Origin of the sequence: Comamonas halotolerans (assembly GCF_030162935.1) — a bacterium.
GTDB classification, from domain to species: domain Bacteria; phylum Pseudomonadota; class Gammaproteobacteria; order Burkholderiales; family Burkholderiaceae_C; genus Comamonas; species Comamonas halotolerans.
The window spans coordinates 46,867-69,854 of sequence record NZ_JASAUZ010000045.1 but is presented as its reverse complement, the minus strand read 5'-3'; the positions used below and the strand labels follow the sequence as shown (position 1 = coordinate 69,854).

Below are 22,988 nucleotides of genomic sequence, written 5' to 3'. Positions count from 1 at the left end.
TTGCACCCAAGGCCTCTTCCTTACTCAGCCACGATGGTGCACTTCACCTTTAGACGCAGCATGGCACGTGGTTTTCCTGCCAAAGCTTGACAAGCGCTTGTACACGCCAGACCTGCGACGCACAATAAAACGTCCAAAAGCACGCTCGTGCACTTCCAAAAAACTTGGCAAGGAACTCTCATGCTGACTGCGTACGCTGCCCCTGGATTCCGCCTGCTGCGCCTTGTGCTTGCAAGACTGCTCTTGATACTTTGCGCGACAGGGCTGCCGAGTTGGTCTCAAACTACAGAGTCAGCAGAGCTTGCCGCACATCCAGAGACCATAGAGGTGCAGGGCCAGACACTGCATCGCAACGGTGTGGGAGTTCGCACCAAGGGCGATTCCCAACTCTATTCTGCGGCGCTTTATCTGGAAAAACCCACCGATTCGCTACAAGCAATTGGCCAACTTTCAGGCCCTAAACGCATCTCTGTGCACATGTTGCGCAACATCAATGCCTCCGAGCTTGGTACCTTGTTTGCACACGGCATGGAAAACAATATGGACAAGCGCCAGCTGTCCCTGCTCATTCCCGGGGTGATGCGCATGAGCGAGGTGTTCAACCGCTACAAAGGACTTAAGGCCGGTGACTCGTTCACCCTTGACTGGATTCCCCAAAAGGGCATGCAGCTGAGCATCAACGGCCAGCCCGACACGGGGCAGTTTCCTGAGGCCGCGTTCTATCAAGCAATGCTTGGCATATGGCTTGGCCCTCAACCCGCGGACAGTCGCCTGAAAGCACAGTTGCTGCATAGGTCCGTGGAATAGGAAGATCGACCGTGTGAGCCTTGCACCTCCAGACCACCGCGGCCTGCAGTGCAGGCCAACCACTCAGGCTCGCCCCACCAATTGAGCGTAGTAATTGGGCAGTGCAAACAAGGCTCCATGCACCGCTGCGTTGTAATACTGCAGATCCTGCACGCCACGCTCACTCAGACGTTGCTGCACCACCTCAGAAGTCACGGATTGCGCATCGATGGTGTCTGAACATACGGCCATGCCCCAGTAAGCTCCGTACAGCGGCACATACACCCCATAGCAGCGCACATGCTGGAACAGACCGTGCAAAGTCTGACTCAAATGCTGCACTTGCTCAGGATGAAACACTGGGCTGCCCAGATGCAGGACCAATGCCCCACCGTGTGCCAGTACACCTTTCATGCGCTGAAGAGCAGCCGCTTCATACAGCGAGCCTGCAGGCGTGTCCGGATCCGTCAAATCCATGAGTAGCAGGTCAAAGCGCTCTGCAGTGCTATCGATGAACGCCATGCCATCACCGATTTGCACATGCAATCGCGGGTCATCCCACGCATTGCGATGCACTTTCTCCAGCTCTGCCTTGCTGGCCTCGATCACCGCTTCGTCCAGCTCAGCCAGCACCACACGCTGCATGGTGGCGTGCTTGAGCAACTCTTCGGCCAGCCCCCCATCACCCCCGCCAATGATCAATGCGCTGCGTGGCTGTGGATGGGCCATGGCTGCAGGGTGTGCCATGCATTCATGATAGAAAAACTCATCGCGCTCACTGGTCATGAAACAGTTATCCAGACGCATCACACGACCAAAACTGTCGGTATCCATCATCTCCAGCGTCTGAAAAGCAGTTTGTCGCCGCGTGACATTACTGGCGCGAAACCCGAAAGCCGCATTGGGTGTGAGTTGCTCCATCGCCCAGGGATATTGGCCCACTCCATCGGTGGCGATATCACCGCGCCACAGCTGCTGACGCACAGCGTGCTTCGGGGCGTATGCGTTGACCACGCCATCCATCAAGGCTTGTGCTTTCGTGGAGTTGTCATCCGAAAAATTGCAGACATATACATCCACTGTCACATTGCCGGTTTCAGGCCAGGTATGGATGGCCAGATGCGACTCTGCCAGCAACACCGTACCGGTGACACCGCCGGGCTGCCCCTGCCAGTCCGGAAACTTCACCCAACGATCATCCACCAAGGTCAGGCCTGAGCTCTCTGTCTGCCTTCGGCACAAGCTGGCGATCGTCTGTGCATCCAGCATCAGTCCGTCGTCACAAGCACATTGATACAAATCAGCGGTCAGGTGCAAACCTTGCATGTCGTGAAGTCCTCCCGGTCACAACGCACCAGGGGTGAACAGCTTCTCCCCCAGGCGAAATTCATCATTTGAAAAGGCAAAGACTGCGAATACTAAACAAAACCCCAGTAGCGGCCAAATCCAGGGTTTACCAAGGCCACCGCTCAGAGCATGTGCAGCTCGGTCAAGCAATCCACAAAACCATCCGCATCCACACTGCGAATTGGTTCACCATGGTTGTAACCATAGCTCACCAGCACCACCGGACAACCCGCAGCGCGTGCAGCTTGTGCGTCGTTGCTGGAGTCGCCCAGCATCAAGGTGCGTGCAGCAGCCGTGCCCAGAGCTTCACAGGTTTTCAGCAGCGGTAATGGATCAGGTTTTTTCTTGGCAAAGGAGTCACCACCGAACACATGGCTGAAATACGGTGCCAAGCCCTTGGCTTGCAACAAAGGCTGGGCAAAGGACAACGGCTTGTTGGTCAGGCATGCCATGCGCAGGCCTGCTGCTTGCAGTTTTTCCAGGCCTTCGATCACCCCCGGATACACCTGCGCATACTGTCCATTGATGTCCAGATAGTGGTGCTGGTAACGCTGCCAAGCAGTTTCATAAACCGCTTCAATATCTGCCGCCCCGACATAAGCCAGCACCGAGCGAATCAGATGCTCCGAACCTTTGCCCACCATGTTTTCAATGGCTGATGCGGGTACAGCCGGCAAAGCCAGATCCTGCAGCATGCGGTTGAGGGCTTGGGCAAAATCGCCGAGCGTATCCACCATGGTGCCGTCCAGATCCACAATCACGGCATCCAGTGGGCCGATGGCAGGCACGCCATCCAACTTCAATTTCACAGACATCTTGTCCACCTCACAGAAAGTTGCTGCTGTGTGTGCCGCACAGACACCAGCAACCTGCGTTTTTCCCAACAAAAAGGCCTGCGCATAGCAGGCCTCACAGCGCGCTGCAGCACTCACGGCACTGCAAACAACCAGCCTCAGGCTGCCAGATTCGCTCTCATCTGGTCAATCACTGCCTTGTAGTCCGGCTTGCCGAAAATAGCGCTGCCCGCCACAAACGTGTCCGCACCAGCGTTGGCTACCGCTCGGATATTGCCTTCCTTGATTCCGCCATCAACTTCCAGGCGAATGTCTTTGCCGCATGCATCAATGCGCTTGCGCACAGCCTCAATCTTGCGCAAGGTGCTGTCGATGAAGCTCTGGCCGCCAAAGCCCGGGTTCACGCTCATCAGCAAGATCAGGTCCAGGTCTTCAATCACCCAGTCCAGCACATCCAGGGGCATGGCGGGGTTGAAGGTCAGACCGGCCTTCACACCATGGGACTTGATGTTCTGGATGCTGCGATGCACGTGGGCCGAAGCGTCGGGATGGAAGCTGATGTAGTCCGCTCCCGCCTTGGCAAAGGCCGAAGCCAGTTCGTCCACTGGCTGCACCATCAGGTGCACATCAATCGGAACGGGCTGGCCGTCGGGTGTCACTGCATGGGGCTTCAAAGCCTGACAAATCATGGGGCCGAATGTCAGATTGGGAACGTAGTGGTTGTCCATCACGTCAAAGTGAATCCAGTCTGCGCCGGATGCAATGACAGTGCGCACTTCCTCACCCAAACGGGCAAAGTCGGCAGACAAAATGGAGGGGGCGATGCGGTACGTGGGGTTCATGCCGTCAATTGTCGCAGTTACCATAGCCACATGCCTATGTATGAGTTTCTGGTTGAAGCACACGCCCATTACGAGGCGGAGCAGTCCATGCCCCAACAGGGGCTTTATCGCTTTGCTTACACCATCACCGTCACCAACTCGGGCGATGTTGCCGCTCAATTGATTGCCCGGCACTGGTTGATCACCGATGCCAACCAGGAACAGCAAGAAGTCCACGGTCTGGGCGTTGTGGGCCGCCAGCCTTTGCTGCAACCCGGAGAAAGCTTTAGTTACAGCAGCGGCTGCGAGCTACGCACTGCCACCGGCAACATGCAGGGTCGCTACCTGTGTATTACGGAACATGGCGACACCTTCGAGGCGCTCATTCCCTTGTTTGTGCTGGATGCCAGTGTGTCTTCGGGCAGCGCCCCATCCATCCCACAGCCTTCCTCTCGCACTTTGCACTGAATGCGCAGCAAAAAACATGACTTGCCCCGTCTGCTCGCGGAACTAGACCCGAGCGCCGACATTGCCGAACGCCATCTGTGGCTGATCCACGTCCTGGAATGGGTGCGTGCTTCTGAGCCTTCTATTGAAGTGGCGCTGTCTCGTGTTGAGGCTTTTGTATCCGCGCTGGAAAATGACAGTGAAGCACGACAGCGCTTGCAAGCCTGGTGGCTGACCTTTATCGACCGTGTCGATATCACCACCCTGCTCGCTGACCTGGGCTTTGCCCCGCGCACGGCCATGATGAATGAGGTCTCTGAGCGCATTCGCAACAAGCTGCTACCAGGCACTCCAGAGACCATTGATGCATCGGAGCTATTCACCATTGCCATGCCCAGCGAGTTTGATGCCCGCTGGCTGACAGCGTTGCCCGAGCCCTTGCTGCAGAGGCTGGATGCGCTGCTCATTCCCGAGGACGGTCAGGGTGCCAGCTTTTGGAAGCATGCACTGCTCAACGCCATCACGTATTGCGCTGGCCAGATCCTGTCGAACGGTTTTGCCCCCGAGTTGCGACTGCGCATGAGTGAAGAGGCTCGCGATGCACGCCCATTTCATGACCTGATTCGCGATGTTGAAAGCCTGCGCATTGAAGTGCTGCACGGCTTGCGCACACCGGATCGCCTGATCGAAGCAGAAAAGCGTTTGCGCGAGCGTCTGGACGCGTGCCGCGCTGCCATTGGCACGGTTTACAACCATTTCGGCGACGATGGCATCTCTGTCGGACTGGTGTTCCGCGTGCGCCAGCTTCGCACTCGCATTGTGCGCATTCGCCAGTTGTTGGACTGCCTGACCAGCGAACACCCCGAACAAGAAGCCATGCGCTTGCTGGCTGGCTTTGTCAGCGTTGCCCGGGAGCGCCGCAGTCTTCGCTCACTGATTTCCACCAATACTTCACTGCTGGCCGCCAAGGTCACCGAGCGCAGTGCAGAAACGGGCGAACACTACATCACCCGCAACGGCAAAGAGTATCTGCAGATGGTTCGCCAGGCCGCAGGTGGTGGCCTGGTCATGTCGGTCACCACCATGGTGAAGTTCGGCCTGGCCGCACTCGCCTTCTCAGCGTTCTGGGGTGGCTTCTGGGCTGGCATCAATTACGCCATCAGCTTTGTGCTGATTCAACTGCTACATTTCACAGTAGCCACAAAACAACCGGCCATGACCGCTCCGGCCATGGCCTCCAAACTCAAAGACATCAATGAGCAAGGCGCCATTGAAGGCTTTGTGGATGAGGTAGCGAATCTCACACGCACCCAGGTCGCGGCAATTCTCGGGAACGTGCTGGTAGTCTTTCCTGCGGCCCTGGCACTGGCTGTGCTCTTCAACTATGTCTTTAGCAAACCACCGCTCGATGAAGCCCACGCCATCCAGGTTCTGGACTCTCTGAGCTTGCTCGGCCCGTCGGTACTGTTCGCAGCCTTCACCGGTGTGCTATTGTTTTTAAGCAGCTTGATTGCGGGCTGGGCCGAGAACTGGTTTGTGCTCAACCGCATGGACTCCGCCATGCGCTACAACCCCACCATCACCAGCCTCCTGGGTAGCCAGCGCGCCAAGCGCTGGAGCATCTTCTGGCGCAACAATATCTCGGGCTTTGCCGCCAATATCTCGCTGGGATTGATGCTGGGGCTGTCACCCGCGATTGCAGGGTTTTTCGGCTTGGGCCTGGAAGTGCGACATGTCACACTGTCTTCTGGACAGCTTGGCGTTGCAGGAGCCACCTTCGGGTGGGAGATCATCCATGACGACGCATTCTGGTGGGCAGTGGCCATGCTGCCCTTCAATGGCGCCATCAATGTCATGGTGAGCTTTTACCTCGCATTTCGCATGGCACTGCGTGCACAAAACGTCACCGGCGTAGAGCGCTCCCGCATCTATGCAGCAATTCGACAACGTCTGCGCAAACGACCACTGAGCTTCTTCAAGCCTTGATGGTTGCAGACTGTACGCATGCAGCGCTTGCGCTGCTCTGACTCAAGGAGACACCGATAAGGATGAAGGCATGACCGAAGACCTCCACTTCTGGACCCAGTGGCTCAAACCGTCAGCGGGCTTTGACACCTTGCACTGGTCATTGTTGCTGGCATTGGCCGCTTTGGTGGGCTATTTGTTCCAGCGCCACCTGCGCATGCCCAAGGTGCTTGGCTACGCCGTGGTCGGCACACTGGCGGGCTTGTTCGGCTTTAGCGCAACAACCTGGCCGCTGCAAGGGCCAGTGTTGTTCCTGCTTGAGCTGGGTGTGGCCATGGTGCTGTTTGAGTGTGGGGGGCGCATTACCCTGCGCTGGTTTAAGCACAACCCCATGGTGCTGGTGCAAAGTCTGGTTGAAGCGGCTCTGACCTATATAGCGGTGTACTTCACACTTCGGTGGCTGGACATTCCACCTGCCACAGCAACGCCTTTGGCCCTGATTGCCATGGCTTCATCTCCCGTCGTGCTGGCACGTGTCATCAATGACACCCGATCTGTCGGACCAGTCACCGACCGTGCCATGGCATTGGCCACTCTGTCCACCCTGTACGCGCTGACTCTGGGTAGCGCCAAAGCAGAAATTTTTGCACGCCCCAGCGCCTCTTTATGGCACGACATCACCCCTGTTCTCGTGGTGTTGGGCGTATCAATCACCGTCGCTGCCTTGCTATGCCTGACCATGCGTCTGGCGCTGCACCTGATGAGCCCCACCAGCGAAAACACTTCTTTGCTCATGCTGGCATTGATTGCCGCCGCCACTGCGATTGCGGCGCATCTGGGTGGCTCAGCCCCCTTGGCTGCATTGCTCGGCGGCATGCTGCTCAAACAGCTGCACCGACGACCTTGGGCCTGGCCGCGTCAGCTAGGTACTGCCTCATCACTGCTCACCATGCTGATGTTTGTACTGGTCTCCACCATTGCCGCGCAAGCCTCCTGGTCAGGCGCGGTCACCATCACCGTGCTTGCGTTGATTGTGGCCCGCCTGCTGGCCAAGGCCGTGGGAGTAGGCGTGGGCAATATCGGCACGGGGGCCAGCTGGCGTCAAGCCGTCTGGGTCGCATGCGCCATGACCCCCATGTCGGGTGTTGCTCTGCTGATTGCCTCGCAGTTTGCGCAGGCAGCGCCAGAAGCGGCGCAAACCATCACGGGAACGGCGCTTCCTGCCATTTTGCTTTTGGAGCTGCTGGGCGCTGTCCTGGCTACCCTTGCACTGCGACGTGCCGGAGAAGGATCCCTTCGAGTGGATCGCAGCACACCCCCACAACCTGCAAACGGAGACTGAAGATGCCCTTAGAAGCCTTTCAACAGTCCGAACCGCTGACCCTGGGCGTCGAGTTGGAGTTGCAGCTGGTCAATACCAATGACTACGATCTGGCACCCTACGCCACCGACATGTTGCGCCTGATGGGCAAACATGCGCTGCCCGGCAGCGTGGTGCCAGAGATGACCAGCAGCATGATCGAAATCTCCACCGGCATTTGCAAAAGTGCTGCCGAGGTGCTGAGCCAGCTCACCCCCATTCGCAATGCGCTGGTCAAAAGTGCCGACAAACTCAACATCGCGGTCGTCGGGGGAGGTACCCACCCCTTTCAGCAGTGGCACCAGCAACGCATTTACGACAAGGCACGCTTTCATGAGTTGTCGGCGCTGTATGGTTATCTGTCCAAGCAGTTCACCATTTTTGGACAGCACATCCACATTGGTTGCCCCGATGCCGACGCAGGCTTGCTCATGCTGCACCGCATGAGCCGCTACATCCCGCACTTTATTGCGCTGTCGGCCTCCAGCCCGTATGTGCAAGGCCAAGACACTGAGTTTGAATCGGCACGTCTGAACTCGGTTTTTGCCTTCCCGCTGTCTGGCCGAGCCCCCTGTGTGCTGACATGGAAAGAGTTTGAAACCTACTTCGACAAGATGACCGCCACTGGCGTGGTCAAAAGCATGAAGGATTTCTATTGGGATATCCGGCCGAAACCCGAATTCGGCACCATTGAAATTCGTGTCTGCGATACACCACTGACGATTGAACGCGCTGCTGCCCTGTCCGGTTATGTGCAGGCGCTTGCAGCATGGTTCCTGGAAACGCAACCGTTCACTCCCCAGGAAGACGACTATCTCGTCTATACCTACAACCGCTTTCAAGCCTGCCGTTTTGGTCTGGATGCTGTCTATGTCGACCCCGGAAGTGGCCAACACATGCCTTTGTCTCAGCACATTCTGCAGACCATGGACCAGATCACCCAGCATGCGGCCCGCCACGGCGCAGCGCCAGCGCTACAAATGCTTCGCACCGATGTGATGAACAGTCACAATGATGCACGCTGGCTGCGTGAGCGGCAGGCCAAGGAGCAATTGCTCGGTGAAGTCACACGACAGGCATCGCTGCGCTTTCGGGGACAAGCGGTTTAACCTTGCCCAAAACATAGCTGCTCAAGCATGTAGAACAATCCTTCCCGTACTCCATCGATCTAAGATGCACTCTGCTCCTGCCTAAACGGCCACTTTTCATCATGGGCGAATTCGAACTCATCCGCAAATTCTTCCAGCGCAACGCGCGCCGCTCGCCATTGGGTGTAGGCGACGATTGCGCACTGCTGGCACCTGCACCCGGCATGCAGCTGGCCGTCTCCACCGACATGCTGGTCGAAGGGCGCCACTTTTTTTCGGATGTGAACCCCAAGTTTCTCGGCCACAAAGCACTGGCGGTCAATCTGAGCGATCTGGCTGCCAGCGGCGCCAAACCGCTGGCCTTCACCCTCGCTTTGTCACTGCCTCGAGCGGATGCCACCTGGTGTCAGGCTTTTGCCGAAGGCATGTTTGCTCTGGCTGACCAGCATCATTGCGAGTTGGTAGGGGGCGATACCACGCAAGGCCCATTGAACATTTGCATCACCGTTTTTGGAGAAGTGCCTGCAGGCCAGGCCCTGCTGCGCAGCGGCGCCCAGGTCGGCGACGACATCTGGGTCAGTGGCAGTCTGGGTGATGCGCGCATTGCGCTGGACGCTCTGCTACGCCAGCACGCGCTGCCCCCCATGGTGCTGGCGCAGGCCCGCCAACGCCTCGAACAACCAACACCCCGCGTGGCACTGGGCATGGCCCTGCGCGGTATTGCCAGCAGTTGCCTGGACATCAGTGATGGACTGCTGGGCGATTTGAACCACATCCTCGAAGCCAGCGGTGTCGGCGCACGGATTGATGCCAACATCACCCGCGGCCTGATGCAGGCACGCCGCCACTCCATGATGGCTGCACTCGCCCTCAGCCGCATTGATGCCTGCACGCTGGCTGGCGGTGACGATTATGAGTTGTGTTTCACCGCGCCCGACAGCGCCCAGACCGCAGTGCGCGAAGCCGCGAAGCAAGCAGGTGTGCCGGTGACCTGTATAGGTCGCATTGAAGCCGAGCGCGGCATCCGTGTCATGGCTCCCGGAGGTCAGCAGCTTCCACTGCGCTTCGCTTCTTTTGACCACTTCGCCTGAAGCACGGGCAGCACGACTTCTACAATCTGCGCATGGAACCTATTACCGACGTGGAGCCCAAGCGCTCCACCGAATTTGAAGCATCCGCTCGCTCCACGTTCGGGCCCGCAGCAAACACTTCCGCGGGTTCGCGCACGCGGCCAACCCTCGGTTTTATGCTGCAGCACCCGGCACACATGATTGCCTTGGGTTTTGGCTCCGGATTGGGTCGTGTGGCACCGGGTACTGTCGGAACATTATGGGCATGGCTGGCATTCTTGGTGCTGCAGCTTTGGCTGACACCCTCACAAATAGGCTGGCTGATTGCAGCCAGCATTCCTGTTGGCTGGTGGGCCTGCACCATCACTGCGCGCCATATGCGCGTGGCAGACCCCGGGCACATCGTCTGGGATGAAGTGGTGGCCATGTGGCTCATCCTGTGGCTGGCCATGCCCATGGGCTTTTGGGGGCAACTGATCGCCTTTGCACTGTTCCGCTTTTTCGATGCAGTCAAACCTCAGCCTGTGAAGTGGGCCGATCAACTGTTCAAGGGTCTGGGGCCACGAGGCGGCTGGGGCATCATGTTTGATGATCTGGTTGCTGCGTTCTGTACGCTGCTGGTGATTGCCTTCTGGCGCCACTTATTTTTCTAAGGACACCCCTGCTTCATGCCAACGTCTCCATCTCTTCGCTTGCTGGCAGTCCTGGCCGTCGGCATGGGTACAGCCTATGCCCAGACATCTCGCATCACCCAGGTGACGGTGTACCCCGGCAGTGCGTCCATTGAACGTACCCTGCAAATACCTGCAGGCGCTCAGCAAGCCACCTTTGCCTGCCTGCCCGCCGGCCTGGATGCCCAGACCCTGCAAGTGCGCACCAATGACCGCATTGCGGTCGGCGAGATTGCAGTGCGCCAGCAGCCACGTGCATTGATTGCTGGCTGCGCCCACAGCCAGCAAAGCCGTGTTCGCGAACTGGAAGACAAGATTGCAGCGCTGCAAGCAGAGGCCCAAGGGCTGGAGCAGGCAGGTGCCTGGCTCAACCGCTTTGAGCAACCTACCAGTGCCTCGCAAATTTCTGCCACTGCGGACGCACTACGCCGCACCGGACAGTCGGTCGCCCAGCGCCAGCACGCCATCAACCGGGAGCAGGAAGCACTACAGGCTCAACTGGATCCGCTGTTGGCCGACCAGGAACGCACCGGTGGAGCCACAGCCCAGGCCAGCATCGTGCAAATTACAGTCTCTGCGCCACAAGGTGGCAACCTGGCCTTGAGCTACCAGGTTCGCGGTCCCAGTTGGCAGCCTGGCTACCGCGCCGCATTGAATGTGGAGCAGCAAAAACTGACACTGGAACGGACTGCCCAGGTATCGCAAAACACTGGCGAAGACTGGCGCGATGTGGCACTGATTCTGTCCACTGGTCAGCCCAACTCCGCTGCGAACAGCCCACTGCCTCGCCCCTGGCGCATCAGCGAAGCCGCACCTGCCAACCGCAGCCCCGACGCAGAGTTGCGCAAGCCCGCACCTGCGGCCCCAGTCGCACGCATGTTACGCGGCGCAGAAATGGCTACGGCCTCTGCTCCGGATTTCGATGCCAGCGTCTTCGAGGGCAGCCATGCCACCACTTTTACACTGCCTCAGCGCATTTCCATTCCCTCCAACGCAGAGCAGCTGAGCTTCAGCCTGGGCCAGCAGCAGTTGAACGCACGCCTGCTGGTGCGCACCACGCCTGCGCTGGACACGGCCGCTTATCTCATTGCCAGCTTTGATCTGCCAGAGGATGGCATCTGGCCCAGTGGCCCCATGCGCTTGTACCGCGACGGTGCCTATGCCGGTGCCAGCCGTTTGGATGCACAGTCCACCGCCCAGAATGGCATCGGTTTTGGCAAGGATGAGCGCGTTTCGGTCCGAGCCTTGCCCGCCGAAACCTTGCGTGGACATACAGGTTTGATCGGACAACGCCAGCAACGCGTGGAAAACCGGACCTGGGAAGTGCGCAATAACCACCGCACAGCCATCAATCTGCAAGTACTGGATGCTGCGCCGGTATCGGAGCAACAAGACATCCGCGTGGAATCCAGCTACAAACCGCAGCCCAGCGATATCGCCTGGAATGGACAACCGGGCACAGTACTGTGGGAGAAAACGCTACCTCCGGCAACGAGCGAGCGATTCTCCAGCAGCCACACGATTTCATGGCCGCAGGACATGAAGTTGCATGAACGCCGCTGACACAACCGACTGCGCAAGGTAGCTGCCCATGCCCCAGCCATTCCCTCCTTTGGCCCCCTTAGTACAGCAACTCGCAGACCTCTTGCGTGCACGCGGCTGGATGATGGCAAGCGCCGAGAGTTGCACCGGGGGCATGATTGCCGCCGCCTGTACGGATCTCGCAGGCTCCAGCGAATGGTTTGAGCGTGGCTTTGTGACCTATTCGAACGCCGCCAAAACAGACATGCTGGGGGTGCCTGCAGCGTTGATCGCACAGCATGGCGCGGTAAGCCAGGAGGTCGCAGCCGCTATGGCCGCCGGAGCGTTGTCGCGCTCCAACGCCCATGTTGCACTGGCAGTCACTGGCATTGCAGGCCCCGGTGGTGGCAGCCTTGAGAAACCAGTAGGCACCGTGTGGTTTGGCTGGGCAATCGGCAACACTGTTCACACCGCCTGTATTCAATGGGAAGGCGATAGAGCAGCTGTTCGCGCCCAGACCAGCCACCATGCACTGCAAGGCTTGCTGCAACTGATTGGTTGACCGCTCCTATCCAGCACTGATGTAGTGGGCACGCTCAGTACACCAACTGACCGCCCCCACAACCCACCGATGTCACGTGGACATCGTTAATGCCCAACTCTATGCCCAGCAGATCACGCAACAGCGGCCCCGCCAGCAAGTTGCCAATGGGATCCAAAAGCCTGTGCAACAACTCGGTCAGCGGGCTCAGCAGCACCTGCAGATAGTTGGGCTTGGAATTGGGTGTTTCGAGCAACGCTTCCTTAAGCTCACGCGCCACACACTGGTTAAAGCGCGAAACATCGGTCGCATTGCCCGCTGCTCCCACAGTCACAAAGCCCTCAGGGGTGCTCCCCCAGCAGGCCCTTCCCGATGCGATATTGGCAGACTGGATGTCACTGGCCCATGCAGCCCACTCGTTGTTTTGCCAGCACAGAATCTGCAGTAAAAGGCACGACTGCGAAGTGCGATCTATATCGGCTTTCAGCCGGTCACGCAAACGCCCAACGTCGTAGGCACCTGCCGGACCCAACAAACCCAAACTCTGGTCTTTGGGAATGGCGCCATTGGGGTGTATTTGCGAGCCAATGCCCAGGTAATAATTGGCCAGCTTCTGAGCAGATGCCTCGTTTTCAGAAGCACTCCAGTTGCCATCTGTTGGTGCTCCCAGCAGCTCGCCCAACAAGCGCAGCAGTTCATTCACCAGATTCGACAAAGTGGTGCCCAGATTCAAACTATTGCCGGGAGAGCTCCAGGTTTCACCCGCCAGGAGTTCTGGGGAGAGGTAACTGTCCTCCAGCGCATCAATCTCGATCTTGTTGTGGATCTTGATGAGCCCCAGCGCACTGATCAGCGTTTCCTTCTGGATCGACTCGCAAATAGGTGTCCGTGTAGAAAACGGATCACCGTCTACCTTGCCAATGCATGCTTGCGCCACGGAGGCATCCACTTGAATCTTTGCCGTACTGTCTTTGAGTGGCACTTTGCAGGACAGCTCTGTCAGCGTTGCTTTGGCGCGCGTGACATCGACAAAGATGGGAAGCTTGATCTTTGTACCCAGTAACTGCAGCAGCCCTCCCAGAACGCCACCACCGGTGTCTACATCAATGTAGAGACGAATCTGCGCGTTGTAAGCCTTTGCGCCCACGCCGCCAATCGCAATTGATGGCGGCTCGATGAGACCGGCCTTGACTTGCAGCAGATTGGGTAGAACACCCGGAATTTTGACCGACAGACCTGGAATGGACAGACCACGCCCCGTAGTTCCCACACCGACTGCTGCCGTGATGATGTCTAGCACCCCCACCTGCACATCCAAAGCCGATGCCGTCGCCGCATCTGGCGCATGGATGCCAGCAAAGATGCCAGGGCCGTTCACCCCCGAACCCAGAGGCACTTCCAGATTCAACGCATCAATGCCCAGCTTGAGACCCAGCATCCGCAACAATTCGGCATTCACATCCAGCAACTCGCTGTGACCGCCAAGTGTTGCGGCCGCATCCAAAATAGCGCCCAGCGACACTTTTTCGGCAACCAACAAGTTGTTGATGTCCAGCACCGTCAAATCTGCCTCCAGCGGCAGACCCAGGGCCCGCAACAGGCCACTCGCAGACACTGTGGCCGTGGCCAGTCCGTCATAACCATTCACGGTCACGCAGGGATCACCCACCCCGACAATTTTCAAAATCTGTATCAGAGGCGCCAGCTCCTGCCGGCAACCTACAGAAACCAGCTTGCTGCCCACGGAGAAAACCGCCAGCGGCTCTCCACGCTTGGCAATGGCCTGGGCAGTGATTTCCCGGCTCCATGTACCGGGAAAAAATGTAGGTGATTTTCCTTGCAACACCACACGCGCCGCATTCACCTCGCTGGAGCTTGCGCTGAAATGCTGTGGCCCGGTATAGCGACCTGGGTTCCACTCGCCACAGGTCACAGTCTTGCCCATCGCGGTGATTGGGTCTGTGTCCGGCCAGTTTGCATTGATGCTCTCCAGTCCTGCTTTTTCGCAGGGTGCGGCTCGCAGATCTCCGGTTGCTGAAAAGTCAAGGTACTGCACGGCATGCAGCGCAGACAGGTCAGCATTGCGCTGCAATTCACGTTTGGCATAGAACAGGTAGCCTAGATCGATCACGCCCAAAATGGTCACAATCACACCAAGCAATAAAGCGAACTGCACCAGCACACTACCTTTCTGGTGCTTTGATCGGGGGGATGGCTGGCACATCGGACTCACCTCAGGGCGAAGGGCTCAGGTTGACAACAGATGTAGCTTGCAAGTGCTTGGGCATCCCTAATCGCGGCAGCAAACTGCCAAATAATTCGTAGGGGTATGCGACCCGCAGTGACACCTGACGCGTACCCCATATCACCTGAACCTGGGCCTTCTCCGAAGCAGGCAAGCCTGCCCCCTTCAAACTTTGCAGCACCGTCTGCGCCACCATCGCCTGAATAGATGCCTGGCCTGAACCAACACTTGAATTGAAATTCTCAAACTCGCCCTGCGCTAGTTGCTGCAACATGCGCGCACCATCGCCCGTTGCTCGCGAGACACTTTGCTGCGCCTGCAGCATGTGCCAAAAACCCAGAACACCACCAAATATCAGCATCAGCAGCGTCAGCACCAGGGCAAATTCCACCGCAGCAGCACCCTGCTGCGCATGCCATGGACCACGCGCATACTTGGATCGAGTCATTTCAAAGCCCTCCCGGGTCCGCCAATACACTGGCGGAAGCGGTCAATGTTGCCGGCAACAGCAAGCCCAACCCAGGAATCGCGGGAACCAATGGTGCTTGCGCATAGGCAATTTCCAACTGCACATTGACCAAACACCGGCTATTCACAACCGAACCACAAATCAGATTCGGTGCACACTCCTGTGTACTACCCAGACGACACACATCCACGTCCATCACCAGGCCCTCCGCCGTCAACCTTTGCGGCAACCAAGCCAAGTTCTGCTGCACCACTGCGCGTGCCTGTTCCAAACGATCCGCACGTGTCTGCTGGTAACGCAAGGCCGCTCTGGCACCTTCTTCAGCGGCCAACTGCATAGACTCCCGCACCAGAAAGGTCAGGCCATAGCTGATCAATGCATAAATCAGCATGAAAAAAACCGGGAACACAATGGCCCACTCCACGGCATACACACCGTGTTGCCGCAGCTTGCTCCATGGGGCTGGATTGCGTTTCATATCTATGCGTGACGGATTTAGTCTTTCTTGGTACTCAAATCATCGGCATCAAATTTTTCAGGAATCGGATGCTCAAAGCTTTTGAGGTAGCGCTCATAGCTGCGTGCAGCCTGCTCACCATCAATCGGACGTGGCTTGCTGGCGGACATTGCACGTTGTGCAGCAAACAGTTTGTCGGTCGCCTGTCCCACTGCAATACGCTGCGGCTGCTGAGAACTCTCTGCCGCTGCCGTACTCGCCCCCGCAGTGGGTTGCGCAGATGGAACCTCCTGCACCTGCTGGTCGTTCGCGGAAGAGACACCCACACCTGTCAGCCACAAAGCCGGCACCATGACCAATGCGAAACGAAGACTTTTTCTCATCACTTTTCCTTAGTTTGTGGGGAAGGTTTGTCTACTTCTGCCTTCACAGCGGTTGCCTCTTCCACCGTAGCTACGGAGACTTGCACCACCTGCCCAGTGGCACTGCCCATGAGCTGCTGCCTGGGTGCGCTATGGCGAGCCTGTACGGCTCTTTTCACAATAGCCACCTGCTCGTGCAAGCTTTGCAGCGCAGCGTGCCCTATCGCCGTGCTACCGGATTTGGCCTGCGGCTGCTGCAACTTCTGAATCACTTGGCTGGCCAGCGCATCCTCGCCACTGACCAGCCAGAACAAAGCCAGATTGAGCTGAACCCGCGCACTGCTGGGCGCAAGCTGTGCGGCCTGCATGATGGGTAGTTTGGCCTCCGAAATTTGGCCGTTGCGCATATAGGCATAGCCCATGTCGCTGAGACTATTGGCATCAATGGGGTTGAGCCTGCGTGCCTGCTCTAGCGCACCAATAGCCGCGTCATAGCGGCCCTGGCTTGCCTCCAGCAAGCCGAGACCACGGTATGCGCGTGCGCCCTGTGAAGACCTCAGCAACGGCACATAAGCTTTCCTGGCCAACTCATACTGCTGGGTATTGCGCAAGGCGTCTGCACGCAGCAGTTGCACTTCCGGGCTGCTGCCATGCTGTTTTTCATACGCTTCCGTATGCGCCAGCGAGGCATACCAGTGCCCTGCTTGCTGCATTTGCTCAATGAGCCCCCGGTAGGCGCTGGCCGTGTCCACCTGGGTGGATTGCTCTGCAGCAGCAAACTGCGCCTGCGCCTGTGAAGCAGTGCTTTTTGCCACTCCGTAGCCTTGTGGTGCTTTGGCAGCACACCCCACAAGCAACGCCGTCAAAGCAATGCCTACAAATCTAGCCATTGCCACACCTTGTTTTTTATCCATGGATGGCTTCACCTTCATCTCGTGCCTGCCAGCGTGCGCATCACGGCCGTAAATCCAGGACCCGCAGTAATCACGATCAATGCAGGCAGGAGGGTCAGCACCATGACACCCGTCATCTTGACGGTGATAGTGCCAATTTTTTCCTTGAAAGAAGCCTGACGCTTTTCACGCAGGCGCTGTGCAAATTGCGACAAAGGTTCCTGCACAGCACCACCGTGCTTGTCCACCTGCACCAGCAGATTCACAACCGATACCATGTCATCATCACCACTGAGCACAATCAGCCGCTGGAAAGCCTGTTCACGGCTACGCCCTGTGGCATAGAGTTGATTGGCCAACACCAACTCCGCACTCGTCACAGGCAGCACACGGCTAAATTCAGTGGCCAGGATGTGCAAGCTCTGGTCAATACTCAGTCCGACACCTTGCAGCAAGCGCAGCATGTCGACAAAAAGAGGAAGCTCTTCCCCCACCTGCTTGCAGCGCTTGAGGGCTTTGGAGCGCACCACCCATTTCGGCAGCATCACACCAATGCCGAAACCGAAAAAAGCGGCCCCCCATGCTCTGCCTCCAGACAGATCTGCCACGTTCAACACCAGCAATGGCAGCAAAACGGCCAAGACCACACGGCTGACCACATAGACCACCGCGCCTTCGCCCTGCATGGAAATACCAGCCTGCCCCAGGAGTTCCCTATCTTCATCCGGCAACAGTGCTCGCGCCCACCCCGTCTGCAACCATGGTGACTGGAGCTTGGGGAGGCCAGACAGTTCCTCTTGACCTCCCTGCGTAGCGGGTACTGCGGGTGTGCCCCACAATGCTCCATCTGGCACCGCTGTATCCACGACAGTACGCTCTGCCGTGTAACTCCTGAGCGCTTCTTCCATGCGCGTACCTGCTTTTTGCATTCGCCACACGCGCCACAGCAAGGCACTCGCCAGCAAGGTGATACCTAGAGCGCCTAAGCTCAAGCTGAAAATAAAAACCTGCGAAGCAGTCATTGCATGCCCTCTCTTTTTCAGCGCAGCCTGGCCAAGCGATACAACAATGCCACACCCACGACTTCCAACCCCGCAGCCAGCATGATCATCCGGCGGCCACTTTCGTCGTTCCACATCCGCAAAAAATATCCATCGTTGACAAACATGATGAGCCCGCCCACCACAATGGGCAGCAATGACAACACCCAGGCAGACAAGCGCACTTCGGCGGACATGGCATGCAATTCACGCTCTGCGGAATGCTTGTCGCGGATATAGGCCGCCACCCGCTCTAGCACCAGATCGGCGCGTCCGCCATATTTCGTACTCATGCGAAACACTGCGGCCAACAGCCCAAACTCTGGCAGCCGCCAAGAGTCTTCCAATTGCTCCATGGCATAGCCCAGATTGGAGCTTGCCGACAGTACTGCGGATGCCTGCTGCAAGGCATCGCCCAATGGCTGAGGCACACTGTCCACACTCATCTGGAAAGCTGCATGCGGGGATGTTCCAATGGTGATCAGGCGCACCATGTTGTCGAGAAATCCAGGCAACTGCTCCAGCATCTTTTTCCGCTTGTTCTCCCGCTTTTTCCAGAAAAAAAACGTGTTCCCAAGGGCAAAGATCAACACCGCCATGACGGCCATGGAAGCACCGGCCTTAAGCCAAGCCAGCAAAAATACAACCAGTCCCACCGCCATCAAGCCAACCACCGCTTTGCGGCTGATGCCCCTGGCTTGGGCCCCGATAACAGACAACCAGCTTTGCCAATAAACCGGCTTCGCCTGAAGGGCTTCGGCCTGCCAGGTCAACATGCCGCCTGCTGGATTGGCGTTGCCCGCTGCGGCCAGCATCCGGCGTTCAATCGTACGCTGCATGTGTGCACTCTGGGCTTTACTTTCAGCCTGTCGCTGACCATATGCCCACAGGCCGATACCCAAGGCCAACAACAAACAGGCCACGGCTGCCAAACCAATAACAATCGGAGGAAACATCGTCAAGCCCTCCATTCACAGACAGTGATTACGGGCATATCAGGACCCACTTTGGAACTTCTGTTGATTGCGCCACCACGCCTGTAACTTGGCAGAGTGCGGCGCAATCCCCAAAGTCACCCAGTGATCGACCTCCTGCCCATTGCTGTCAATTTGCGGCTCGTACCGGAACAGCTCCTGAGTCGCAATCACGCTGTCCGTCATGCCTGTCACTTCCGTCAACGACAGCAAACGGCGCTTGCCATTGGACAAACGTCCAATTTGCACAATGAAATCCACCGCATTGGCAATCTGGCGACGCAAACTGGTTTCACTGCCCTGAAAACCCGCAAAGCCTGCCAGCATTTCTGCGCGATACAGGCACTCTCGAGCAGAGCTGGCGTGTATCGTGCCCATTGATCCATCGTGGCCGGTATTCATGGCCTGCAGCAATTCCAACACCTCACCTCCACGCACCTCACCCACAATAATGCGGTCTGGTCGCATACGCAGGCTGTTGCGCAAGAGATCACGGATGCCCACATGACCCACACCATCAAAACCACCTGGGCGACTTTCCAGGCGCACCACATGCTCATGGTTCAGTGACAACTCCGCAGTGTCCTCAATCGTGACGACACGCTCAGTTTCTGGAATGAAGTTGGCCAAAGCATTGAGTAACGAGGTCTTGCCAGAGCTGGTGCCGCCGCTGACCAAAATATTGCACCGCGACTGCACGGCCATTTCCAGGATTCTTCCGATATCGCTATTGAAGGCACCCAAGGCAATCAGATCACCTGGTGTCAGTGGCTCCTTGCGAAATTTGCGGATGGACACCGAAATACCATCGATGGCCAGTGGTTCAATAACGACATTGATGCGCCCACCGTCTGGAAGCCGGGCATCCACCATGGGACTGGACTCATCCAGGCGGCGCCCCAGCGGTGCCAGAATGCGGCGAATGATGCGCAACACATGCTCGTCGTCTTTAAAGCCAGAGGCATCACGCTGCAGCACACCACGACGTGACACATAGACGTTCTGGTAGCCATTGATGAGAATATCCTCTACGGCAGGGTCATCCAGCAACTCCTGCAAGGGGCCCATGCCCGTGAGTTCACGGGTCAGTCCACGCGCCACCTGCATGACTTCTTGCTCATTCACCGGAATGGTGTGCCCCCGAATGAAGCTGTCCAGTTCCACCTTCACAAAATGTGCCACCGCAGTTTGCGACAAGCGCCCGAACGCGGCGCCCAGCTCCTCGATACGGTTTAGCAAATGCTCATGGGCACGCTCTTTGATATCGGCATAGAGTGCCGATTTTTCAAAATTGCTGGACGGCTCATGCGTGGTCTGTGCATACGTATGTTTGGACATTTATTCCCCTCTCACACGTTGCAGCAGCGTGGTCAACACATTTTTTTTCGGTGCAATACGCTGGCCTTCGTTGTTCAGCAGAATGTCCACCAGTTTCTGAATCGCTTGCCCATAGGGCTCGCGACGCGCAGTGGGTGACAACAACTGCCCCTGATTGACTGCCTGCAAAAGCTCGAAGCGCCGCTCGGGAATGGTCATCAAAAGCGGTAGCTGCAACTGGTCTGCAATGTGTTGTGCCGACAACTCCAGGTTGCGGTCATGGCGGCACACAATCAGCTCCATCACGCTGCGGCTGACCTGCTGCACCTCCAGCTGCTGCAAGAGCTCGGTGGTCGAGACAACGCTGGCCAGACTCTGGTCACAGATCACCCAGATCTTGCTGGCTTTGGATGCCACCCGAATCGCCAGATTGGTCTGGCTCACGCCCCCCAGATCCGCAACGATGTACTGAAAATACTCGCGTAGGCGTCGCACCAGCAGATCCGCTTCGTCATAAGCCACCTCGCACAGCAAGTCACTTTGCCGGGGCAGCGAGAGCAAGCGCAATCCACTGTCGTGCTGGGTCAGACCTGCCGAAGCCAGTTTGCGGTCAAAGCGTCCCAGGCTCTGAACAGCATCTGCGAAACTGAACTCACTGACCAGGTCCAGATACAACGCACCATCGCCCAGCGGCGCGCCCAAGTCCAGCAGCAAGGCGCCCAGTGCTTCCTGCTCCTGGACCTTCTGGCCCGTGTGTGTCATCTTCAGCGCACGCTGCAAAAAAACGGCCAGGTGCGCCGCCAGCAAGCTGCTGCCCATACCTGCACGCCCCGACAAAATGGCTGTCATAGGCGCTGTACCACCTGACGTCACAACCTCGGGCTGTTTGCCTCGCACCAACAGCGTCTTGAAGCTACGGCGCAAATCTGCCTCAGAGCCATCCACATCCACAAAATCCTGCACGCCTGCACGCAATGCCGACAACATAGACTGGGAATCCTGCGTACTACCCAATGCAAAAATCGGAAGATGCGGCAAGCTCTGCTGCAGCTGTTTGGCCAAGACAATAGCCGCATCCAAGGTACTGGACGAAAACTGGATCATCACGGCATGAGGGCGCCGAAGATGCACCTGCTCCACCACAGATGCCTGCAACGAAAGCCATGCAAGGCTGACAACATCTGCAACGCACTGCAATTTTGTTTTGACACAGCTACCGCACACCATCTCTTCGTGCACCACCACGATCAAGGGCAACTCCGGTCCCTGTGCCTTCGTCTGCACTGCTGCTTCCTGCGCCTGGGACGACATAGCTTCCGAAGACAGCTTGGCCACAGCGTTATGACGCAGGGACAGCATTTGCTCCAATGAAACCGCATTGGTGGCAGGCGTCAGGTCTCCTCCGTGAGAAGCGGGCGTCTCTGGATACGTCATCAAATCAATCAGTAAGAGAAACCTGGAACCGCTGTATTGGCACCCACACCCATCAGGTAGGGTACCCACACTTGAGCACGCTGCTGGCGTTCGGCGGTGGCACCTGGCATATGGGCTTCCAGGTTGGTGCCAGCTGGCAACGGCTGCACCAGACTTGGCGTCACCACGATCACCAGTTCCGTCTCATCTTGGGAGTAGCTCAGATTTTTGAAGAAGCTTCCCAAAATTGGTAAGTCCCCCAGCACGGGGACCTTGTTAACGTTGGAAGAGGTGCTGCGGCTGACCAATCCCCCGATGATGAAGCTCTCACCATCAGCTAACTCGACCATGGTATCCGCTCGGCGCGTGCGAATGGCAGGTACCGCGACACCACCAATAGCCACCGCATTGTTGAAATCCAGATCGCTAGATTCTGGTGCCACCTTGAGGGCAATACGCTCGTTAGAAAGTACCGTTGGTGTGAGCTGCAGCTTGACGCCGAACTCCTTGTACTCGATTCCGATATTGCCATCGTTGGCACTCACGGGAATGGGAAGCTCGCCACCTGCTAAGAAACTGGCACTTTGTCCTGAATGAGCCACCAGCGTAGGTCTGGCCAACACGCGTGCCAGGCCATTGCCTTCCAGCAAGCTTAAACGTGCCCCCAGCCCGGCACCACTGAACGCATTCCCAAAACCCAGTACCAAATTCATCGCATCGGCAAACGGTGACTGCGTCCCTCCTGTGGAAGGGCTGTACATCCCAAAGCTGAAGCCTTTGTCGTTGGCACCATTGCTGCTGAAATTCAGGCCCACTTTTTTCATTGCGGACTTTTTAAACTCGACCACCTGCACATCCACCTGCACAGTATTGCTTTTGACGGCGATCTGCGAACGGTCGATCAGGGCGCCCCCCTGAGGCAGACCTGCCTGGTAATAGCTGCGTACCTGTGCATGCTCCTGCATGCTGCTCAGGCGCCTATCCAGCACCAATGGGGCACCACTGACCACCTGAACATTCCATTGCACGGGCTCTCCACCTTGCTTGGACCAGATCATCAACGAAGTGCTGCCTGTGCCCTTGCCCGTCAACAAAATCTGAGAATGGGTGCTCCCCGGCTGGGCGCTGCTGCGCAACACCTTGGCATCCAGGACTGCAGGATTACCAATGGCGATACGTGACGGCACAAAATCCGGCGCCAGTGTCTGCTGTCGGCCGGCACTCAGGTAAATCAACTGACCTGTTTCTGGAATCGGGGCTTGTGCCACAGCAGAGGATGAGGTGCGTGTGAAATCTTGTGCCTGCACAACACCCGTTGCCATGACCAAAGCAAGTGCGCCACGCAGAAGATTTTTTTGAAACGCTTGAGCGACGAAATAGTGATTTTTCAGATACATGACATTCCCT

22 protein-coding genes are annotated in these 22,988 nt (G+C 57.5%); 9 read left to right on the top strand and 13 right to left on the bottom strand.

Going from position 1 to position 22,988, the window contains the following annotated elements; genetic code table 11:
• Positions 1 to 180 precede the first annotated feature (180 nt).
• Positions 181 to 807 carry a chalcone isomerase family protein gene (locus QEP11_RS14660; protein ID WP_284337395.1) on the top strand — a complete coding sequence of 209 codons (627 nt, stop codon included), beginning with the start codon at positions 181 to 183 and terminating at the stop codon, positions 805 to 807.
• A gap of 63 nt (positions 808 to 870) precedes the next feature.
• On the opposite strand, the gene speE is transcribed toward QEP11_RS14660, so the two are convergent.
• The 3 genes from speE to rpe all read right to left on the bottom strand — a co-directional run bounded on the left by speE (position 871) and on the right by rpe (position 3,769).
• Positions 871 to 2,112 carry a polyamine aminopropyltransferase gene (speE, locus tag QEP11_RS14655; RefSeq protein WP_284337394.1) on the bottom strand — a complete coding sequence of 414 codons (1,242 nt, stop codon included), beginning with the start codon at positions 2,110 to 2,112 and terminating at the stop codon, positions 871 to 873.
• A 143-nt stretch (positions 2,113 to 2,255) separates the two neighbouring features.
• Positions 2,256 to 2,948, bottom strand: coding sequence for a phosphoglycolate phosphatase (locus tag QEP11_RS14650; RefSeq protein ID WP_284337393.1), 693 nt, complete (start codon positions 2,946 to 2,948; stop codon positions 2,256 to 2,258).
• 137 nt (positions 2,949 to 3,085) lie between these two features.
• Complete coding sequence (rpe, locus tag QEP11_RS14645; protein WP_284337574.1) at positions 3,086 to 3,769, bottom strand: ribulose-phosphate 3-epimerase; 684 nt, start codon at positions 3,767 to 3,769, stop codon at positions 3,086 to 3,088.
• 30 nt (positions 3,770 to 3,799) lie between these two features.
• On the opposite strand from rpe, the gene apaG reads away from it, so the two are divergent.
• From apaG to QEP11_RS14605, 8 genes are all read left to right on the top strand, one after another.
• Positions 3,800 to 4,216, top strand: a complete 417-nt coding sequence (gene apaG, locus QEP11_RS14640) for a Co2+/Mg2+ efflux protein ApaG (protein WP_284337392.1) — start codon at positions 3,800 to 3,802, stop codon at positions 4,214 to 4,216.
• A complete protein-coding gene (locus QEP11_RS14635) occupies positions 4,217 to 6,181 on the top strand; it encodes a site-specific recombinase (protein ID WP_284337391.1) in 1,965 nt (654 codons plus the stop codon).
• 70 nt (positions 6,182 to 6,251) lie between these two features.
• Positions 6,252 to 7,502, top strand: coding sequence for a cation:proton antiporter (locus tag QEP11_RS14630; RefSeq protein WP_284337390.1), 1,251 nt, complete (start codon positions 6,252 to 6,254; stop codon positions 7,500 to 7,502).
• A 2-nt stretch (positions 7,503 to 7,504) separates the two neighbouring features.
• Positions 7,505 to 8,629, top strand: coding sequence for a YbdK family carboxylate-amine ligase (locus tag QEP11_RS14625; protein ID WP_284337389.1), 1,125 nt, complete (start codon positions 7,505 to 7,507; stop codon positions 8,627 to 8,629).
• Positions 8,630 to 8,730: 101 nt separating this feature from the next.
• Positions 8,731 to 9,699 (top strand): thiamine-phosphate kinase, encoded by a 969-nt coding sequence (gene thiL / locus QEP11_RS14620; protein ID WP_284337388.1) that lies wholly within the window; start codon positions 8,731 to 8,733, stop codon positions 9,697 to 9,699.
• Positions 9,700 to 9,854: 155 nt separating this feature from the next.
• On the top strand, positions 9,855 to 10,331 hold the full coding sequence (locus tag QEP11_RS14615; protein WP_284337573.1) for a phosphatidylglycerophosphatase A family protein: 477 nt from the start codon (positions 9,855 to 9,857) through the stop codon (positions 10,329 to 10,331).
• A gap of 15 nt (positions 10,332 to 10,346) precedes the next feature.
• The gene (locus QEP11_RS14610; RefSeq protein ID WP_284337387.1) at positions 10,347 to 11,912 is read left to right on the top strand and encodes a DUF4139 domain-containing protein; all 1,566 of its coding nucleotides are present in this window, start codon (positions 10,347 to 10,349) and stop codon (positions 11,910 to 11,912) included.
• Between the two features lie 28 nt (positions 11,913 to 11,940).
• Positions 11,941 to 12,432, top strand: a complete 492-nt coding sequence (locus tag QEP11_RS14605) for a CinA family protein (RefSeq protein ID WP_284337386.1) — start codon at positions 11,941 to 11,943, stop codon at positions 12,430 to 12,432.
• A gap of 34 nt (positions 12,433 to 12,466) precedes the next feature.
• On the opposite strand, the gene QEP11_RS14600 is transcribed toward QEP11_RS14605, so the two are convergent.
• From QEP11_RS14600 to QEP11_RS14555, 10 genes are read right to left on the bottom strand one after another with little or no spacing between them, the layout of a single operon-like run.
• Entirely contained in the window at positions 12,467 to 14,635 is a 2,169-nt protein-coding gene (locus QEP11_RS14600) for a TadG family pilus assembly protein (RefSeq protein WP_284337385.1), read from the bottom strand.
• 10 nt (positions 14,636 to 14,645) lie between these two features.
• Positions 14,646 to 15,104, bottom strand: coding sequence for a TadE/TadG family type IV pilus assembly protein (locus QEP11_RS14595; RefSeq protein ID WP_284337384.1), 459 nt, complete (start codon positions 15,102 to 15,104; stop codon positions 14,646 to 14,648).
• Position 15,105: 1 nt separating this feature from the next.
• Positions 15,106 to 15,603, bottom strand: a complete 498-nt coding sequence (locus QEP11_RS14590) for a TadE/TadG family type IV pilus assembly protein (protein ID WP_284337383.1) — start codon at positions 15,601 to 15,603, stop codon at positions 15,106 to 15,108.
• Between the two features lie 17 nt (positions 15,604 to 15,620).
• Positions 15,621 to 15,965, bottom strand: coding sequence for a DUF3613 domain-containing protein (locus tag QEP11_RS14585; protein WP_284337382.1), 345 nt, complete (start codon positions 15,963 to 15,965; stop codon positions 15,621 to 15,623).
• The gene (locus QEP11_RS14580; RefSeq protein ID WP_284337381.1) at positions 15,965 to 16,858 is read right to left on the bottom strand and encodes a tetratricopeptide repeat protein; all 894 of its coding nucleotides are present in this window, start codon (positions 16,856 to 16,858) and stop codon (positions 15,965 to 15,967) included. The genes QEP11_RS14585 and QEP11_RS14580 overlap by 1 nt, the downstream gene beginning before the upstream one ends.
• A 14-nt stretch (positions 16,859 to 16,872) precedes the next feature.
• Positions 16,873 to 17,859, bottom strand: coding sequence for a type II secretion system F family protein (locus QEP11_RS14575; RefSeq protein WP_284337380.1), 987 nt, complete (start codon positions 17,857 to 17,859; stop codon positions 16,873 to 16,875).
• Positions 17,860 to 17,876: 17 nt separating this feature from the next.
• Complete coding sequence (locus QEP11_RS14570; protein ID WP_284337379.1) at positions 17,877 to 18,833, bottom strand: type II secretion system F family protein; 957 nt, start codon at positions 18,831 to 18,833, stop codon at positions 17,877 to 17,879.
• A 39-nt stretch (positions 18,834 to 18,872) separates the two neighbouring features.
• Positions 18,873 to 20,189, bottom strand: a complete 1,317-nt coding sequence (locus tag QEP11_RS14565) for a CpaF family protein (RefSeq protein WP_284337378.1) — start codon at positions 20,187 to 20,189, stop codon at positions 18,873 to 18,875.
• Positions 20,190 to 21,602: an AAA family ATPase gene (locus QEP11_RS14560; protein WP_284337377.1), complete on the bottom strand. Its 1,413-nt coding sequence runs from the start codon at positions 21,600 to 21,602 to the stop codon at positions 20,190 to 20,192.
• An 8-nt stretch (positions 21,603 to 21,610) separates the two neighbouring features.
• Positions 21,611 to 22,978 (bottom strand): type II and III secretion system protein family protein, encoded by a 1,368-nt coding sequence (locus QEP11_RS14555; RefSeq protein ID WP_284337376.1) that lies wholly within the window; start codon positions 22,976 to 22,978, stop codon positions 21,611 to 21,613.
• Positions 22,979 to 22,988: the final 10 nt, after the last annotated feature.